We start from the raw sequence: 17557 nt of genomic DNA on the forward strand, positions 1-17557 counted from the left end.
CGGCGACTCTTCAGCTCTCTTCTTTTTCTCGGCCGTCACCCAGTTATGCACCGTCTGCGCGACCAAATCAAAATCGCGCGCCGCTTCGGTATAGCTCAGCCCGCCCTCGAGTACCGCGTTGACGACCTCAGCCTTCAATTCCGGCGAGTACTTTCTCGGTCTCCTTGCCATGAAACACTCCTCCGGGCTCCTCCGCCAGTCTACTTGGAAGACGTGTCCGGAGACCTCGGAGCACATCAAAAGAGTACCTTGACACGCCTGATCGGCGACCAAAGACCGGCTGTGGATCGGGGGCGGGGGAGGTCTGGTTGGGGTAGTCGGTCCTGCTGCGTTGCCAGGCGGGGGTTGTGCAGGGCTGTCGCGCGGTTGGTTGCCTGCCGGTCCACTCCCGTTGCCGGCCGCCGGTCTGCAGGGCTGCCGCACGGCCAGCCGCCTGCCCGGTCCACTCCCGTTGCCCAGCCGCCGGTCACGCGTGCAGTGCCGCCCCGGGCCAAGCCACCCCACCCCCCTCCCCAGGACCAACCTAGGCTGGCCCCATGGTCGTCTCAGCTTCGTTTCCCGGTCCGGCCAAGCGGGCGGACGTCGCGCCCTTTCACGTCATGGAGGTGCTCTCCGCGGCGGCCGCCCGGCAGCGGACGCACGGGGACGTCGTCAGCCTGGCCGCGGGCCAGCCCAGCGCGGGCGCGCCCAAGCCGGTGCTCGAAGCCGCCGCACGGGCGCTCACCGGGCAGAACCTCGGCTACACCGTCCAGCTCGGCATCCCCGAGCTGCGCGAAGCCATCGCCGGGCACTACGACCGTCGCTACGGCATGACCGTCAGCCCGGAGGACGTCATCGTCACCACCGGGTCCTCCGGCGGCTTCATGCTGTCCTTCCTGTCCGCCTTCGACGCTGGTGCCCGCGTCGCGATGGCCCGGCCCGGCTACCCGGCCTACCGCAACCTGCTGTCCGCCCTGAACTGCGAAGTCGTCGAGTTCGCCACCGATGAGCGCACCCGCTTCCAGCCGACCGTCGACCTGCTCGACGAGCTCGGCCCGATCGACGGGCTGATCGTGGCGAGCCCGACCAACCCGGCCGGGACCGCGCTGCCGCCGGGCGAACTCGCCGCCATCGCCGGCTGGTGTTCGGCCCGCGGCGTGCAGCTGATCAGCGACGAGATCTACCACGGCATCTCCTACGGCACCGAACTCGGCTGCGCGTGGCAGTCCACCACGGAATCCATCGTGCTGGGCTCGTTCTCCAAGTACTTCGCCATGACGGGCTGGCGGCTGGGCTGGATGCTCGCCCCGAAACGCCTGCACCGCGCGATCGACGTGCTCACCGGCAACCTCAACATCTGCGCCCCGGCGCTCGCCCAGCACGCCGCCGTCGCCGCGTTCGAGCCGGAGTCCTACGCCGAGCTGGACGGGCACGTCGCGCACTACCGCCGCAACCGCGACCTGCTGCTGGACGGCCTGGCCGGCATCGGGCTGACCCGCGTCGCCCCGGTCGACGGCGCGTTCTACGCCTACGTCGACGTCTCCGAGCACACCACGGACAGCCTGAGCTGGTGCCAGCGGCTGCTCGCCGACACCGGCGTCGCGATCACGCCGGGCATCGACTTCGACCCGGTCGACGGCGGGAAGTTCGTCCGGTTCTCCTTCGCCGGGTCGGAAGCCGACGTCACCGAGGGTGTCGCGCGGCTGGGCCGGTGGCTCTCCGGGGGAACCCCCAGTTTTCCCTGAACGTTGACCAGAACACGGGCGCCCCGGCACGAACCCGTGCGAGGCTGCTCGTAGCGGGCCGAACGAGCCCGCGTGGCACAACCGGAGGGGAATGCCATGTTCTGGAAGATCGTCGGCGCGCTGCTCGTCGCCTGGCTCGCGTTCATGGTCATCGGCTCGGTGATCGGGTTCGTGTTCAAGGCCATCCTGTGGATCGCCGTGATCGGTGGCGTCGGCTTCCTGGGTGCCGCCGCCTACAGCGCGATCAAGAACAACAAGGAACGCAAGCAGATCCGGCCCTAGAGCACGGCCCGCGCCGCCTCGGCGCCGTCCCAGAGGTGCGCGCGCAGCCCGGCCGCCCGCGCGCCCTCCACATTGGACTGACGGTCGTCGAAGAAGACGCAGTCGCCCGCCGGTACGCCGAGGCGGGCGACGAGCAGTTCGAAGATCTCCGCGTCCGGCTTGGCCACACCCACGTCGCCGGAGAACACCCGGACCCGGAAGTGCCGCATCCAGTCCTGCCGCTCGGCGAACCGGGCGAACGAGGACGGCGCGTTGGACAGCAGCGCCAGCGGCACCCCGGCCGCGCTCAGCCCGGCCAGCAGTTCCAGCGACGACTCCCGCACGTCCGACCAGCCGCGGATGTCGATCTCGGTCAGCTTGTCCGATGTGGACTCGTCGACCGGCACGCCGAGCGCCTCCCCGATCCCGCCCCAGTACTCCAGGTCGGAGCTGCCCCGGTCGTAGGCGTCCCGCAGCCGCCAGTACTGCGGCTCGAACTCCGCCAGCGGCACGCCCAGCGTGGCGGCCAGCTTCGGCAGCGCGGTCGTCCGGCCGCAGATCACCTCGCCGTAGTCGAACACCACCCAGCCGGTCACGGGTGACCACCGGCCTTGATGCGGCGCAGCGCCTCGTCCACGTCGGCGGCCGAGACGTCCCGGTGCAGCACGAACCGCACCTTGCCGGCCATCGGCAACGCGAGCACGCCCTGCGCCCGCAGCGACTCCAGCGTCACGGCGATGTCGGCGACCGGCGCGAGCACGATGTTCGTCTCCGGGGTGTCGGCCTGCCAGCCCAGGTCACGCAGCCCGTCGGCCAGCCGGCGGGCCTTGTCGTGCTCCTCGGCGAGGTCCGGGACCCGGTCCAGCGCCACCAGGCAGGCCGCGGCGAGCACGCCGATCTGCCGCATGCCGCCGCCGAGCATCTGCCGCATCCGGCGCGCCCGCTCGACGAACTCCCGGCTGCCCGCGACGACCGACCCGGCGGGCGCGCCGAGCCCCTTGCTGAAGCACGCGGACACGCTGTCCACACCGACGGTCAGCGCGGCGGGCAGCAGCCCGAGCGCGACGGCCGCGTGCCACACGCGGGCGCCGTCGAGGTGAACCTGCAGCCCGGCCTGGCGCGCGGTGGACAGCAGCTGGGCGTGCTCGTGCGGCGGGATGACCGCGCCACCGGCCGCGTTGTGGGTGTTCTCCAGGCACAACAGCGTGGTGCGCAGCGCGTAGTACGGGCCGCTGCGGGACCCGATGGCCGCCGCGACCGTCTCCGGCTTGGGCCGGCCGGGGCCGCCGTCGTGCGGCAGCGCCTCGGGCATGCCACCGGCGAGCCAGGCGGCCGAGCCCAGCTCGTTGTTCAGCACGTGCGCGTTGTTCGGCGCGAGGAACCGGTCACCGCGCTGGAGGTGGACGGACAGGGCGATGAGGTTGGCCATCGTGCCGCTGGGCGTCCACAGCGCGGCCGGCATGCCGAGGACCGCGGCGGCGCGCTCCTCCAGCTCGCGGACGGTGGGGTCGACGTCGATCACGTTGTCGCCGACCTCAGCGGACGCCATCGCTCTGCGCATCTGCTCATCCGGACGGGTGACGGTGTCCGAACGGAAGTCGATCAACTGGGTGGCTGCTGAGGTCACAGTCAGATCACATCACACCGTTCAGATGATCTTCAAGAAGGTGCAACCCGCCGGGTGGGCGGTTCCGTCTTTACGCCGAGACCGAGGAGCGGAGAGCCTAAACGCGTGGACGAACGCGACGAGCAGGACTTCGCGGAGTACTTCGCGGCCAAGCGCGACTCCGTGCGCCGGACCGCGTACCTGCTCTGCGGCGACTGGCACCGCGCGGACGACCTCGCGCAGACGGCGTTCGTGGCGCTGCACCGGAAGTGGAACCGCATCCGGGACCGCGCCGCGACCGACGCCTACGTGCGGCGGACGCTGGTCCGGGCGTCGATCGACGAGTCGAGACGGCCCTGGCGGAGGGAGCGGCACGTGGCGGAGCTGCCCGAGCCCGAGCCCACCGGATCCCGGCTGGACGAGCAGGTCGCCACGCGCGCGGACCTGCTGGCCGGGCTGCGCGCGGTGCCGCCGAAGCAACGGGCCGTGCTGGTGCTGCGCTACTTCGAGGGCCTGGACGTGGCCGGGGTGGCGAAGGCCCTCGGCTGCAGCGAGGGGAACGTGAAGAGCCAGACCGCGCGCGGGCTGGCGAACCTGCGCGAAGCGTTGGGTGAGGAGGTGGAAGCCGGTGGATGAGCACGAGCTGCGGGAGCTGTTCCGGTCCGCGCCCGGTGAGCCGCCTCCGGCGGGCTTCGACGTGCGGGACGTGCGGGCGGCCTCGGCGCGGGTGACCGCGCGGCGGCGTACGACGCTCGCCGTGGCGTCACTCTGCGTGGTGTTCGCCCTGTTCGGCGCCGGAATCGCCGGATTGGTCCAGTCCCGGACCACCCAATCGACTCAAGTCCAGGGGCAGGAGCAACCGGCGAACGCGCCGGAGCGTCTCCCGTCCGTTGCGCCACAGCTTTCCGGCCCCTCCGCCATGCAGGGAGGAGAGGGCGCCGGGGAGAACGGCCCACGGGCCGACAGCACCTCCGGGTGCGACAAGGTGGACCGGGAGCTCGCCACCGCCCTCGCTGGCGAGCTCCCGGCCACCGGGATCACCGGGCCGCGCGCCGGGGACGTGTGCACCCCGGGCTCGCGGACGGCGAGCTACGGCGTCACGGAGAACGGCCGCACCGGTTCGGTGTCGGCGACCGTGCTACCGCCGGGGGCCAGCGTCCAGCTCGCGAAGCTCGTCGACGACGCCGTGGTCGACCAGCGGCTGGCCGCGGGCGGCGGGACGGTGATCGTGCTGAGCGTGCCGAACCCGGGCAGCGCCGCGCCGCTGGCGGACGACGTCGCGAAGATCGCCACCGCGCTCGCGCAGAGGTTCTAGCTGGTTAGATGGGCGGCCATGACGTCCGGAGCGAGCACGCCGAAGGGTGAGCGCAGGCGGGCGGCCCTCATCGAGGCCGCGGCCGAGCTGCTGGTCGAGGGCGGCTTCGACGCGATCCGGCACCGCGCGGTCGCCGAGCGGGCCGGGCTGCCCCTGGCGTCCACGACGTACTACTTCGACTCGCTCGACGACCTCATCAGCGCCGCCGCCGAGCACCACGGCCGCACCGAGCTGGCGAAGGGGCACGCGCAGCTGGACGAGCTGCCGACCACGCCGCGCGGCATCGACAGCGTGGTGGAGCTGGTGCTGGACCAGCTGCTCGGCGAGGACGCGGGGTACGAGGCGGTGCTGCTGCGGTACGAGCGGCTGGTGGCGACCGGGCGGCGGCCGTACCTGCGGCCGCTGATGCGGGCGCTCGGCGCGGAGCTGCGGGAGCTGCTGGCCGAGATCTTCGCCCGGTCCGGGCTGGCGATCGAGCGGGACCGGCTGGAGGAGCTGATCGCGCTCGTCGACGGTGCCGTGGTCAACGCCTTGATCGAGGTGGACCCGGATCCGCGGGCGGTGGCGCGGGCGAGGCTCGCTCGCGCGCTCTCTAAGCTTGGGTCGTGACGAAACCGCAGATCCCGAACGTCCTCGCCGGTCGCTACGCCTCTCCCGAGCTGGTCTCGCTGTGGTCGCCGGAGAACAAGGTGAAGCTCGAGCGCGAGCTGTGGATCGCGGTGCTGCGCGCGCAGCGGGACCTGGGCGTCGAGGTGCCGGACGGGGTCGTCGAGGACTACCAGCGGGTGCTGGACCAGGTCGACCTGGGCAGCATCGCCGAGCGGGAGCGCGTCACCCGGCACGACGTGAAGGCGCGGATCGAGGAGTTCAACGCGCTGGCCGGCCACGAGCACGTGCACAAGGGGATGACGTCGCGGGACCTGACCGAGAACGTCGAGCAGCTGCAGGTCCGGCGATCGCTGGAGCTGCTGCGCTCGCGGGTCGTCGCGGTGCTGGCCCGGCTGGCGGCGCTGGCGGCCGAGCGTGTGGAGCTGGTGATGGCCGGCCGGTCGCACAACGTGGCCGCCCAGGCGACGACGCTGGGGAAGCGGTTCGCGACGGCGGCCGACGAGCTGCTGGTGGCGTTCGACCGGCTGGACGACCTGATCGGGCGGTACCCGCTGCGGGGGATCAAGGGCCCGGTGGGGACGGCGCAGGACATGCTGGACCTGCTGGGTTCGGCGGAGACGCTGGCCGAGCTGGAGAGCCGGATCGCCGCGCACCTGGGGTTTTCGCGGACGTTCACCAGCGTGGGGCAGGTGTACCCGCGGTCGCTGGACTTCGACGTGCTGTCCGCGCTGGTGCAGCTGGCGGCGGCGCCGTCGAGCCTGGCGAAGACCATCCGGTTGATGGCCGGGCACGAGCTGGTGACCGAGGGGTTCAAGCCCGGGCAGGTCGGCTCGTCGGCGATGCCGCACAAGATGAACACGCGGTCGTGTGAGCGGGTCAACGGCCTGGCGGTCGTGCTGCGCGGCTACCTGTCGATGATCGGTGAGCTGGCGGGCGACCAGTGGAACGAGGGGGACGTGTCGGATTCGGTGGTGCGGCGGGTCGCGCTGCCGGACGCGTTCTTCGCGCTGGACGGGCTGCTGGAGACGTTCCTCACGGTGCTCGACGAGTTCGGCGCGTTCCCGGCCGTGGTGGCGCGGGAGCTGGAGCGGTACCTCCCGTTCCTGGCGACGACGAAGGTGCTGATGGCGTCGGTGCGCGGCGGGGTCGGCCGGGAAACCGCCCACGAGGCGATCAAGGAGCACGCGGTCGGGGTGGCGCTGGCGATGCGCGAGAAGGGCGCGGACAACGACCTGCTGAACCGCCTAGCCGACGACGCGCGACTGCCACTGGACCGCGACGCACTGGAGCGGTTGCTGGCGGACCGGATCTCGTTCACCGGCGTGGCGCCGGCGCAGGTGGCCGCGGTGGTGGCGCGCGTGGAGGACGTGCTGACGCGGTTCCCGGAGGCGTCGAAGTACGTGCCGCAGCCGATCCTCTGAGTGGGTTCTTGGCTGGGTGGGTTCTTGGGGCTCTGGCGGGGTGGGGGTTCTCGGGGTTGACTGGGGTTCCCTGAGCCCTGCTGGAGCCTGCTCCTGATCCGGCTGGCTTGCCGTGGCGCCGGTGCGATGGCGATGAACGGCCCCTTCATCCCTGCACGAGAGTGCACCTCGCACGTTCACGAGACGCCCAACGCCGCACGACGGGGACGAACGGTCCATTCATCTGGGCACGAGATGCCCCACTCACACCTCCGCGAACGGGCCATCTCCGCACCAGCGACAGCCGCGCCCCGCCGCCGGCACAGCCGGGGCTGGGGCATCATCTGGAGGCATGCGCGCCGAACGTCTCGTTGCCCTGCTCTTCACCCTGCAGAGCAGGCGTAGCGCGACCGTGCCGGAACTGGCCAAGGCTCTCGGCGTCTCGGAGCGCACCATGCACCGTGACATCGCCGCTCTGCAGGCCGCGGGCGTTCCACTGTGGACGGAGACCGGGCGGTACGGCGGTGTCCGGCTCGTCGACGGGTGGCGGACCCGGCTGGACGGGCTCACCTCGCGCGAGGCCGTCGCCATTTTCGCCATGGGCGTGCCCCGCGCGCTGGCCGAACTGGGGCTCGGCACCGCCGTCTCCGCCGCCCACGCCAAGGTCAAGGCCACCCTCCCCGCCCCGCTGCGCGAGCAGGCCCAGCACCTCGCCCAGCGCTTCCACCTCGACGCCCCCGCCTGGTTCAAGTCCGAAGAAGACGCCGAGCACCTCGCGACCATCGCCCAGGCCGTGTGGGAACAGCGCCGCGCCGCCGTCACCTACCGGCGCGGCGACCAGCCCGTCGAACGCCTCCTCGAACCCCTCGGCCTCGTGCTCAAGGCCGGCGTCTGGTACCTCGTCGCCCGGATCGACCACGCCACCCGCACCTACCGGGTCAGCCGGATCACCGCCGTCGACCTCACCGACGAACCCTTCGAGCGGCCCGTGGACTTCGACCTCGCCGGCTGGTGGCAACGCTCCTCCACCCAGTTCGAGCGCTCCCTGCACCGCCACCCGGTCCGGCTGCGGCTGTCCCCGCGGGGCACCAAACACCTACCCGACGTCGTCGACCCCGGCCTGGCCATCGCCGCCCTCGACGCGGCCGGCCCGCCGGACGACGACGGCTGGGTCGAAGTCACCGTCGACCTGGAAGAACCCGACATCGCGGCGAGCATGCTGCTCGGTCTCGGCCCCCACGTCGAGGTCCTCGAACCACCCGCCGTGCGCGCCGCGTTCGCCGACGCCGCACGGCGGATGGCCGATCTTCACCGATAGGCACCCGGGTTCGCGGGCTTGCCCGCGTCCTGGACCTCCACCACATACCGCCAGGCGTCCGGCCGGCTGCCGTCCACGTCGTCGAACCCGTAGATCTTCGCCAGCTGCCCGCTGTTCAACGTCTGCCCGGTGAACCGGTGCCGCTCCGGGTCCGCGGCCAGCGACGCCACCGCCCGGCCGACGAACACCGGCGACTCCGAGATGCCGAAGTGCGGCTCCTTCGCCAGCGCGTCCCGCCAGGTCTCCTCGGTCACCCCGAAGTGGTCCAGCATCGCCTCCGACCGCAGCCACCCCGGCGTCATCGCCACCGCCGTCACGCCGTGCGGCGCCAGGTCGTGCGCCTCCGCCTTGACGATGCTGTGCGAAGCCGCCTTCGCCACGTAGAACCCGATCGACGTGCCCTCGCGGTAGCGCGAGTTGTACTCCTCGGTGCCGTCCGTCATCTCGACGACCAGCCCGCCGCGCTCGCGGATCACCAGCGGCAGCAGGAAGTGGCTGGTGATGATGTGCGCGTCGACGCCCAGCCGGACCGATCGCAGCGCGTGGTCCAGCGGCAGCTCCCACACCGCCTGGCCCCAGCCGATGTACTCGTCGCCGCCCCAGATGCCGTCGACCAGGATGTCCAGCCGCCCCTGCTCCCGGTCGACCCGCTCGGCCAGCGCCCGCACCTGGTCCGGGTCGAGGTGGTCGACCCGGATCGCCGCGCCCGTGCCGCCCGCCTCGGTGATCCGCTCCAGCGTGCCCTCGATCGTCTCCGGCCGGTTCACCTCGGACCGCTGCGCCCCGGAGGTCCGCCCGGTGACGTACACGAACGCTCCCCGGCGCCCCAGCTCGACCGCGATCGCCCGGCTCGCCCCGCGCGTACCGCCCGCGACCAGGGCGACCTTCCCACTCAGTTCGTTGCTCATGCGTCCACCGTCGCGGTGAACCCTGTCAGTTCCCGTCATGGTTGCCGTCACCCGCGGGTAAGGGGCTGGTCATGACGATCTGGTGAGCTGGGTGACATGGACGCCCGTCTGCTGGTCTCGCTGTCCGGCATCGGTCCGCGGACGCTGCACCGCTGCGCCGAACTCGCGGCCGAGCTGGACCGCCGAAACGTCCCCCTGTCCCTCCTCTTCGCGCCGCGCGCCGAAGGGTCGCCGGCCGTCGCCACCTGGGTGCGGGACCGCACCCGCCGCGGCGACGGTCTCCTGCTGCACGGCTACGACCACCGCGTCCCGCCCAGCCACCGCGCGGTGAGCCTGCACCGCAAGGCCGAGTTCGCCGGCCTGCCCGCGCACGAGGCGCGGCTGCGGATGATCGCCGCCAAGGCCGCGCTGGAGAAGCTCGGCCTGGCGGCGGACGGGTTCGCGCCGCCGCGGTGGCTCGCCTCCCCGGGCACGCTGGCCGCGGCCGGGGAGCACTTCGCGCTGTGCGCCGACCTCGCCGCGGTGCACGACCTGCGCACCCGCACCGTCCACCGGTCGCGGGTGCAGTCCTTCGCCGCGCACCACCACCGCACCGAGACGGTGCGGGCGTTCGCCCTGGTGCTCGCGTCGGCGCGGGCCGCACGACGTGGTGGTCTCGTGCGCCTCGGGATCGACGCGGTCGACCTGGCCCGGCCCGGCCTCCGGCAGGCCTTCCTCGACGCGGTCGACGTGGCGCTGGAGAACCGGGCCTTCGGCACCACCTACGGGAGCTTGACGTCCTCGCCGCGCGTCGGCACCCGCACCTCGGTGCCCTCCGGCGCCAGGTTGGTGAACAGTCCGTAGTGCATGGCCGGGTTCGCGAGCACCGCCTCGTGGATCGGCACGGCGACCCGCGGCGCGACGGCCCGCAGGTAGTCCACCGCCTCCCCGGCCTTGAGCCACGGCGCGCCGGTGGGCAGGCCGAGCACCTCGATCCGCTGCTCGGGCACGAAGAACGAGTCGCCGGGGTGGTAGAAGGCGCCGTGGTCGACGACGTAGCCGACGTTCGGGATGACCGGGATGTCGGAGTGGATCACGGCGTGCTGCCCGCCGACGACGTTGACCGCCGCGCCACCCGCCTCGAACGCGTCGCCGGGGTGGACGACCTCGTGGTCGAGGCCGAGCTTCTGCACGGTTTCCGCCGAGCCGGGGTCGACGACCAGCTTCGCGCCCGGGTTGGCCTCGAGGAGTTTGGGCAGCTTCTCGCTGTCGATGTGGTCGTAGTGCTGGTGGGTGATCAGGATCGCGTCCAGCTCGCGCTCACCCTCGAAACCCGCCGAGAACGCGCCGGGGTCGAGCAGGATCCGCGCGTTGTCCGTCTCCAGCAGGACACAGGCGTGTCCGAAATGGACGATTCGCATGTATGTGCTCCTCCGCATGAATGGCAGCCCCAAGCCTAGGCCCGCCGGATTCGCGTCGCCACGATCGCGCAGGGTGACGGCGAGACGGCGAACCACTCTCGGGGTAGTGAGCTCGGCCACCACGTGTGCCATGCTGGCGTTACTGAACAGTAGTTAGGAGGCCAACGATGACCGCCGTGGAGCCGAAGCCGGCCGTCCAGGACACGTTCGACTCGCTGAACCCGGCCACCGACGAGGTCGTCGGGACCCACCCGGTGCACACCGCGGAGGACGTCCGGGCCGCCGTCGCCGCCGCGCGGGCCGCCGCCGGCTGGTGGGCGGGCCTCGGCTTCCAGGGCCGCGCCGAGCGCCTGCACCGCTGGAACGGGATCATCACCCACCGCCTCGCCGAGCTGTGCGACGTCGTCAGCGCGGAGACCGGCAAACCCGCCGGCGACGCGCAACTGGAGGCCGTGCTCGCGATCGAGCACATCCACTGGGCCGCCCGCCACGCGCGCAAGGTGCTCGGCCGCAAGCGCCGCCCGGCCGGCCTGCTGCTGTCCAACCACACCGCGAGCGTCGAGTACCAGCCGCTGGGCGTGGTCGGCGTGATCGGGCCGTGGAACTACCCCGTCTACACGCCGCTGGGCTCGATCACCTACGCCCTCGCGGCGGGCAACGCCGTGGTGTTCAAGCCGAGCGAGTACACCCCGGGCGTGGGGAAGTGGCTGGTCGACACGTTCGCCGAGGTGGTGCCCGAATTCCCGGTGCTGCAGCTGGTCACCGGTTTCGGCGCGACCGGCGCGGCGCTGGTGGGCGCCGGCGTGGACAAGATCGCGTTCACCGGTTCGACCGCGACCGGCAAGAAGATCATGGCCGCGGCCGCCGAGACCCTGACGCCGGTGGTCATCGAGGCCGGCGGCAAGGACCCGCTGATCGTCGACTCCGACGCCGACCTGGACGCGGCCGCCGACGCCGCCGTGTGGGGCGCGTTCTCCAACTCCGGGCAGACCTGCATCGGAGTGGAGCGGGTGTACGTGCACGAACGGGTATACGACGAGTTCGTGGACAAGGTGGTCGCGCTGACCCGCCGCGTCAAGCCGGGCGAGCAGTACGGCCCGATGACGATGCCGTCGCAGCTGGACGTGGTGCGCAGGCACATCGCCGACGCGCTGGCCCGTGGCGGGCGGGCGCTGACCGGCGGCGCGGACGCGGTCGGCGACCGGTTCGTCGAGCCGACCGTGCTGGTCGACGTGCCGGAGGACTCCGCGGCGGTCCGGGAGGAGACGTTCGGCCCGACCATGACGATCGCCAAGGTGCGCGACATGGACGAGGCGGTCGAGAAGGCCAACGCCACGGTCTACGGGCTGGGCTCGACGGTGTTCTCGCGGCGCAACGCCGCACGACTGGCCCAGCGGCTCAAGGCCGGGATGATCTCGATCAACGCGCCGTTCTCGTTCGCCGGGACGGCGTCGCTGCCGTTCGGCGGGGTCGGCGACTCGGGCTTCGGGCGCATCCACGGCCCGGAGGGGCTGCGCGAGTTCGCCCGCTCGAAGGCGGTCGCCCGGCAGCGGTTCGCGGTGCCGATCAAGCTGACGACGTTCGCCCGCACCGAAAAGACGGACAAGCTGGTGAGCAAGCTCGTGACCGGGTTGTACGGCCGCAAGCGCTGACCGGAAACCGCGGGTATTTGTCGCCGGACTGTGTGAACTTTTCGCCAACGGGTAACCATCCGTATGCGAAAGATCATCGGTATCGCGGCCGGAGCGGCGCTCCTGGGCACGATCGGGATCGCCGCTCCCGCCGCGCAAGCAGCGGAAACCCCGTGCAGCGCGAAGGCGAAGGCCTGTCTGCAGCTGCACACGAACCAGGCCTGGCTGACGGACAACGGTCAGGTGACCCGCGGGCCGGTTCCGGTCACCGTGGGCAAACCCGGCTACGAGACGCCGGTGGGCACGTTCAAGGTCCAGTACCGCGACATCGACCACTACAGCAAGGCCTACGACGCCCCGATGCCGTACTCGGTGTTCTTCACGACCACCGGGGTGGCGTTCCACGAGGGCAGCCTGCGGGAGCAGTCGCACGGGTGCGTGCACCTGTCGCACGCCGATGCGAAGGCCTTCTACCAGACCCTGCGCACGGGTGACGTGGTCGAGGTCGTGAACTGAGTCCGGTATTTCGGACGAGGCGGGGTATCGTGCGAGCATGCCCCGTCTCGTACCGGCCGTGCTCCGGGCCGCGGACATCCTGGAACTGTTCCTCGACGAGCAGGTCCGGCTGTCGGCGACCGAGATCGTCGAGCGCCTGGACCTGCCCCGCTCCACCACGCACGAGCTGCTGACCACCCTCGTCGCCCGGAAGTACCTGGACCGCCAGGCGGGCGAGGAGACGATGTACCGCCTCGGGCCGAAGGTGCTCGAACTGGGGGCGCGCTACCAGCAGCGGCTGGAGTTCGGCGTCGAGGCGGAGGCGGGGGTGCGGAAGGTGGCGGCGCAGTGCGACGAGACCGTGCACGTCGCCGTGCTGGACGGGCTCGAGGTCGTGTACGTGTCCAAAATAGACTCCACGCACTCGGTGCGGCTGATTTCCGCGGTCGGCCGCCGCCTGCCCGCGAACTGCACGGCGGTGGGCAAGGTCCTGCTCGCCGGGCTGTCCCGGGAGGAGGTCGCCCGCCGCCTCAAGGGGCACCGGCTGCCCGCGCTCACCGAGCACAGCATCACGTCCCGCTCGGAGCTGCTCGCCCAGCTGGACGCGGTCCGGGTGATGGGTGTCGCGCACGAGCGCAGCGAGTCCAATCCGGACGCCGGCTGCGTGGCGGCCCCGGTGGTGGACTCGCGCGGGGAGTGGGTGGCGGCGATGAGCATCTCGATCCCCACCTCGCGCCACGACGACCAGGCGTGGCGCCGCTGGGAGAAGCTGGTGCGGGAGGGCGCCGCCGAGCTGTCCCACCGCCTCGGCGGCCGCCCTCCGGAGCTGTAAGGCCAGATCATCCGGCAAGTGCGGGCACGCCGCCGGACCAGGCACGCGGGCCGCCACCGCCGAGACGCATTCGCGCCTCGGTGACCACCGGCCCCCGCAGCTCGTGCGGCACGTCCGGGAACACCACCGGCGCGGGACCCGGGTCCCGCCGCCGAGTGGTATCAGCGCCTCGACGGCGTGGCCCCGTAGCTGTTGCCCAGCAGCTAAAACCCCAGCAGCTCCTCCGGCACGTCCTGGAACGCGACCGGGCGCAGGAACCGCTCCACCGCCGCCGCGCCGACCGACGTGTGCAGCGGCGCGGTGGTCGCCGGGTACGGGCCGCCGTGGTGCATCGCGTGCGTCACCGCCACCCCGGTGGGCCAGCCGTTCCACACCACGCGCCCGACGTGCTCCGCCAGCTCGTCGACCAGCTCGGCCGCGACCGGGTCGGCGGCCTCGGCCTGCACGGTTCCGGTGAGCTGTCCGTCGAGGCTCCGGACGACGTCCAGCATTTCGGATTCCGAGGAGTACTCCACCACCAGCGAAGCCGGGCCGAAGCACTCGGTCCGCAACGCCTCGCCGTACTTCAGCACGGCTGCCGCGGTCGTGGCGAGCAGCGTGGGCGCGTCACCGCCGTCGACCAGCGTGCGCACCTCCTCGTGCCCCACGAGCTTGCCCAGCGTGGCGGCGTACCCGCCGGCGATCCTGTCGTTGAGCAGCGGCGCGGCGGTCACCTGACGCACCCGCTCGGCGGCCAGCTCACCCAGCCCGGACCCGGCCGGGACCACGAACAGGCCGGGCTTCGTGCACAGCTGACCGGCGGCCATGGTGAACGAGTCCACGTACGCGGCCGCGATCTCCGCGCCCCGCGCCCGCGCGGCCGCCTCGGTCACGAACACCGGGTTCACGCTGCCCAGCTCGCCGTAGAACGGGATCGGCTCGGGCCGCGAGACCGCCAGGTCGTAGAGCGCCCGTCCGGCCGTGGGCGAACCGGTGAAGGCCGCGGCCCGGATGCGCGGATCGGTCAGCGCGGCCCGGCCGTCCTCCTCGCTGTGGATCACCGCGAACACGCCCTCCGGCAACGCGGCCCGCACGATCTCCGCGGTCGCGGCGGACAGCCGCGGATGACCGGGGTGCGCCTTCAGCACGACCGGGCAGCCGGCCGCGAGCGCCGACGCGGTGTCCCCGCCCGCGACCGAGAACGCGAACGGGAAGTTGGAGGCCGCGAACACCAGCACCGGGCCGATCGGACGACGGGCCAGCACCAGCTTCGGCCGGGGCGCGGGCAACCACCGCGGGTCCGCCTCGTCGACCACCGCGCGCGGCCGGACCTCCTTGGCGAGGAACCGGAGCTGGAAGGTGGTGCGGGCGACCTCGCCACGCAGCCGGGCCTCCGCGATGTGCGTCTCCTCGTGCGCGATCGGCACGAGCTCGTCCGCGGCGGCGTCGATCTCGTCCGCGATCTTCTCCAGCGCGGCGGCGCGGTCGGCGCGGGCCCAGGACCGGGCCGCGCGGGCGGCGGCGTCGAGCGTTTCGTCCAGGGTCATCGGGTCAGCTCCTCGATGCTCAGCGGGCCGGGCACGGCCAGGCCGGCGGCGGGCAGTGTCGAACCCACGGCGTCGGGCGCGTGCCGGTGCAGCAGTTCCAGGCCGATCTCCGCACGACGGACCCGCTCGCGCACCAGCGCGATCGCGGTCGGCGTCAGGTGCGTGCCGCTGGGGTAGATGTTCGGCGCGTTGCGCAGCCCGAACTTGAGGTAGACCGGCGCGGCGACCCGCACGATCTCGGCGATCTCGAAGTGCCGGACGAACCCGCCGAGGTCGTCGGGCGCCTCGATGTAGACGTCCAGCGGCAGGTCCACGGCGGCCCGGATCGCGGCGAGCTGGGCCAGGCTCAGGTCGGTCGGCACGTTGTACGTGGTGGCCCCGGCCTGCTCGGCGAGCCGGATCGACGCCGGGTTCGCCAGGCCCATCTGCACGCTGACCTTGAACCGCATGTCGACCGGCAGCTCACCGGCCGCGCGCATCCGGTCGGCGACCGTCAGCACGCCCAGGTCGGTCACCAGCACGCTGCGGATCCCGGCCTCGGCGGAGCGGCGGATGTCCTCCAGCACGTGGACCAGCTGCTCGGTGCCGCGCGCCTGCGGGGCGAACGGTCCGCCACCGGAGGCGACGGCCGCCGCGCCGGTGTCCCACGCCGCCACCGGGCGCGCGAACAGGCTCACCTCGACCTCGCGCGCCCGCGCGAACCCGGCCATCGCGGCCAGCTCGGCCTGCGTGAGGAGCATGCCGCCGCTGCCCTGCGACACGCGGTGCACCACGACGCCACGCGCGTCGGCCTCGGCGTAGACGGCCTCCAGCGCCTCCGGGCCCTCGACGCTCGGGATCTCGACCCGGTACTGGGCGCCGTCCGGGAAGCGCTTCGGGCTCGTCGGCAGCTCACCCGGGTCGCCGGGCGGCAGGCCGAGGGTGCGCAGGAAGTCGCGGGTTCTGTCCACGGTTCACCACCGTTGTTCGAAATTTCGGATGCGGTACGTAATCCCAGACGACGTTAGGCTCCGCCCGCCCCGCGGTCAAGACGGTTGACACCACCCGGAGGCCAACCTTAGGTTCGACGAGCCGAACGTCATCCGAGATATCGGACGAGCAGACAACGGAGTCACCGTGTCCCCAGCCACGCTGCGCACCACCCCGGACAGAACCGCCCTGCGCAAGATCACCCTGCGCCTGCTGCCCTTCCTCGGGCTGCTGTACGTGATCGCCTACATCGACCGGTCGAACGTCGGGTTCGCGAAGCTGACCCTGCAGTCCGAACTCGGTCTGTCGGCGACCGTCTACACGCTCGGCCAGGTGTTCTTCTTCGTCGCCTACGCGCTGCTGGAGGTGCCGAGCAACCTCGCACTGCACCGCTACGGCGCGAACCGCTGGATCGCGCGGATCATGCTCACCTGGGGCCTGGTCACCGTCGCGACCGCGCTGGTGACCACGACCTGGCAGTTCTACCTGGCGCGGTTCGCGCTCGGCGCGGCCGAGGCCGGGTTCTTCCCCGGGGTCATCTACTACCTGACCCGCTGGTTCCCGGAGAGCCACCGCAGCAAGGCCATCGGGCTGTTCATGCTGGCCGGGCCGGTGTCGTTCATCATCGGCAACCCGGCGATGGGCGCGCTCAACGACCTGCACGGCGTCCTCGGCCTGGAGGGCTGGCAGTGGATCTTCGTCGCGACCGGCATCCCGGCCGTGCTGCTGGCGCCGATCGTGCTGTGGGTGCTGCCGAAGTCGCCCGAAACCGCCAGGTGGCTGAGCAATGACGAGCGCACCTGGCTGACCGGCGAGCTGCGCCGCGAGGCCGAGGCCGCCGGCGCCCAGCCGCACAGCCCGTGGGCCGTGCTCAAGGACTCGCGCGTGCTGGCGATGGCGTTGTTCTTCCTGTGCTTCCCGCTGGCGACCTACGGCCTGGCGTTCTGGCTGCCGACGATCGTGAAGGGCTTCGGCGGCCTGTCCGGGTTCGGCGTCGGCGCGGTGTCGGCCATCCCGTACGTGTGCGTCGCGATCGGACTCCTCGTGGTGCCGCGGCTGGCGAACCGGCGCGAAGCGCCCTTCGGCTGGCTCGCGCTGATGCTCGGCTTCTCGATCGCCGGGTTCCTCGTGGCGGCGACCGCGAGCGCGCCGTGGTTGCAGATGGTCGGCCTGTGCGTGGCGTCGATCGGCGGCTACGCGGCCCAGCCGGTGATGTGGGGCCTGGTGCCGAAGTTCCTCGCCGGCGCGACCGCGGCCGCCGGGATCGCCGCGATCAACGGCATCGGCAACCTCGGCGGCGGCTTCGGCCCGATGGGCATCGCGGCGATCGTGGACGCCACCGGCTCGGCCGCGACCGGGCTGTACTTCCTGATCGGGGTGTCCGTGCTCGGCCTGTTCGGCACGTACGGGCTGCGCCGGGTGCTGCGCCGCCGCACGACGGCCGCACAGTCACCGGCACCGGTCACGCACTAGGTGTACCTGGCCAGGGCGTTGGTGGCGGCTGCCTGGTGTTGACACGGGGAGAGCCTCCGGTTGGGGTGTGGCTTGTCCAGGCCCACACCA

At 72.1% G+C, this 17557-nt stretch carries 19 protein-coding genes; 12 read left to right on the forward strand and 7 right to left on the reverse strand.

From position 1 onward, the window contains the following. The coding region (locus D0D15_RS37920) for a transposase (RefSeq protein WP_208646191.1) at positions 1-237 on the reverse strand (237 nt) is incomplete at its 3' end. Between the two features lie 299 nt (positions 238-536). On the opposite strand from D0D15_RS37920, the gene D0D15_RS26190 reads away from it, so the two are divergent. Next, positions 537-1724 carry an aminotransferase class I/II-fold pyridoxal phosphate-dependent enzyme gene (locus tag D0D15_RS26190; RefSeq protein WP_094009131.1) on the forward strand — a complete coding sequence of 396 codons (1188 nt, stop codon included), beginning with the start codon at positions 537-539 and terminating at the stop codon, positions 1722-1724. 96 nt (positions 1725-1820) lie between these two features. Next, positions 1821-2006 (forward strand): hypothetical protein, encoded by a 186-nt coding sequence (locus tag D0D15_RS26195; RefSeq protein WP_094009132.1) that lies wholly within the window; start codon positions 1821-1823, stop codon positions 2004-2006. On the opposite strand, the gene D0D15_RS26200 is transcribed toward D0D15_RS26195, so the two are convergent. After that, positions 2003-2581, reverse strand: a complete 579-nt coding sequence (locus tag D0D15_RS26200; RefSeq protein WP_094009133.1) for an HAD family hydrolase — start codon at positions 2579-2581, stop codon at positions 2003-2005. The genes D0D15_RS26195 and D0D15_RS26200 overlap by 4 nt on opposite strands. Next, the gene (locus D0D15_RS26205) at positions 2578-3591 is read right to left on the reverse strand and encodes a threonine aldolase family protein (RefSeq protein WP_425266813.1); all 1014 of its coding nucleotides are present in this window, start codon (positions 3589-3591) and stop codon (positions 2578-2580) included. The genes D0D15_RS26200 and D0D15_RS26205 overlap by 4 nt, the downstream gene beginning before the upstream one ends. Before the next feature lie 126 nt (positions 3592-3717). Here D0D15_RS26205 and D0D15_RS26210 point away from each other — a divergent pair, with 126 nt between their 5' ends. The 5 genes from D0D15_RS26210 to D0D15_RS26230 all read left to right on the forward strand — a co-directional run bounded on the left by D0D15_RS26210 (position 3718) and on the right by D0D15_RS26230 (position 8233). After that, the gene (locus tag D0D15_RS26210; RefSeq protein WP_094009135.1) at positions 3718-4227 is read left to right on the forward strand and encodes a SigE family RNA polymerase sigma factor; all 510 of its coding nucleotides are present in this window, start codon (positions 3718-3720) and stop codon (positions 4225-4227) included. Next, on the forward strand, positions 4220-4906 hold the full coding sequence (locus D0D15_RS26215) for a hypothetical protein (protein WP_115944809.1): 687 nt from the start codon (positions 4220-4222) through the stop codon (positions 4904-4906). Before D0D15_RS26210 ends, D0D15_RS26215 begins: the two co-directional genes overlap by 8 nt. A gap of 18 nt (positions 4907-4924) precedes the next feature. Further along, entirely contained in the window at positions 4925-5515 is a 591-nt protein-coding gene (locus D0D15_RS26220; RefSeq protein ID WP_094009137.1) for a TetR/AcrR family transcriptional regulator, read from the forward strand. Continuing rightward, positions 5512-6936 (forward strand): adenylosuccinate lyase, encoded by a 1425-nt coding sequence (gene purB, locus D0D15_RS26225; RefSeq protein ID WP_115944810.1) that lies wholly within the window; start codon positions 5512-5514, stop codon positions 6934-6936. The genes D0D15_RS26220 and purB overlap by 4 nt, the downstream gene beginning before the upstream one ends. Before the next feature lie 331 nt (positions 6937-7267). After that, entirely contained in the window at positions 7268-8233 is a 966-nt protein-coding gene (locus D0D15_RS26230) for a helix-turn-helix transcriptional regulator (protein WP_115944811.1), read from the forward strand. On the opposite strand, the gene D0D15_RS26235 is transcribed toward D0D15_RS26230, so the two are convergent. Beyond that, entirely contained in the window at positions 8224-9141 is a 918-nt protein-coding gene (locus tag D0D15_RS26235) for an SDR family oxidoreductase (protein WP_094009140.1), read from the reverse strand. The genes D0D15_RS26230 and D0D15_RS26235 overlap by 10 nt on opposite strands. Positions 9142-9237: 96 nt before the next feature. On the opposite strand from D0D15_RS26235, the gene D0D15_RS26240 reads away from it, so the two are divergent. Continuing rightward, on the forward strand, positions 9238-9984 hold the full coding sequence (locus tag D0D15_RS26240) for a DUF2334 domain-containing protein (protein WP_094009141.1): 747 nt from the start codon (positions 9238-9240) through the stop codon (positions 9982-9984). Here D0D15_RS26240 and D0D15_RS26245 read toward each other — a convergent pair. After that, complete coding sequence (locus D0D15_RS26245; RefSeq protein WP_094009142.1) at positions 9903-10541, reverse strand: MBL fold metallo-hydrolase; 639 nt, start codon at positions 10539-10541, stop codon at positions 9903-9905. The genes D0D15_RS26240 and D0D15_RS26245 overlap by 82 nt on opposite strands. Before the next feature lie 167 nt (positions 10542-10708). On the opposite strand from D0D15_RS26245, the gene D0D15_RS26250 reads away from it, so the two are divergent. From D0D15_RS26250 to D0D15_RS26260, 3 genes are all read left to right on the forward strand, one after another. Further along, positions 10709-12193 carry an aldehyde dehydrogenase family protein gene (locus D0D15_RS26250; RefSeq protein WP_094009143.1) on the forward strand — a complete coding sequence of 495 codons (1485 nt, stop codon included), beginning with the start codon at positions 10709-10711 and terminating at the stop codon, positions 12191-12193. A gap of 63 nt (positions 12194-12256) precedes the next feature. Continuing rightward, positions 12257-12688 (forward strand): L,D-transpeptidase, encoded by a 432-nt coding sequence (locus tag D0D15_RS26255; protein WP_094009144.1) that lies wholly within the window; start codon positions 12257-12259, stop codon positions 12686-12688. A gap of 37 nt (positions 12689-12725) precedes the next feature. Further along, positions 12726-13499 carry an IclR family transcriptional regulator gene (locus D0D15_RS26260; protein WP_115944812.1) on the forward strand — a complete coding sequence of 258 codons (774 nt, stop codon included), beginning with the start codon at positions 12726-12728 and terminating at the stop codon, positions 13497-13499. A 203-nt stretch (positions 13500-13702) separates the two neighbouring features. Here the strand turns inward: D0D15_RS26260 and D0D15_RS26265 are convergent, their stop codons facing one another. Together D0D15_RS26265 and D0D15_RS26270 are read right to left on the reverse strand one after the other, a co-directional pair. Beyond that, positions 13703-15025 (reverse strand): aldehyde dehydrogenase (NADP(+)), encoded by a 1323-nt coding sequence (locus tag D0D15_RS26265; RefSeq protein ID WP_094009146.1) that lies wholly within the window; start codon positions 15023-15025, stop codon positions 13703-13705. Further along, a complete protein-coding gene (locus tag D0D15_RS26270; RefSeq protein ID WP_115944813.1) occupies positions 15022-15975 on the reverse strand; it encodes a U32 family peptidase in 954 nt (317 codons plus the stop codon). Before D0D15_RS26270 ends, D0D15_RS26265 begins: the two co-directional genes overlap by 4 nt. Positions 15976-16141: 166 nt before the next feature. Between D0D15_RS26270 and D0D15_RS26275 the strand changes: the two genes are divergently transcribed. Then, the gene (locus tag D0D15_RS26275) at positions 16142-17467 is read left to right on the forward strand and encodes an MFS transporter (protein WP_094009148.1); all 1326 of its coding nucleotides are present in this window, start codon (positions 16142-16144) and stop codon (positions 17465-17467) included. Positions 17468-17557 lie beyond the last annotated feature (90 nt).

The sequence above is a fragment of the Amycolatopsis thermalba genome, assembly GCF_003385215.1.
Taxonomy (GTDB): domain Bacteria; phylum Actinomycetota; class Actinomycetes; order Mycobacteriales; family Pseudonocardiaceae; genus Amycolatopsis_E; species Amycolatopsis_E thermalba.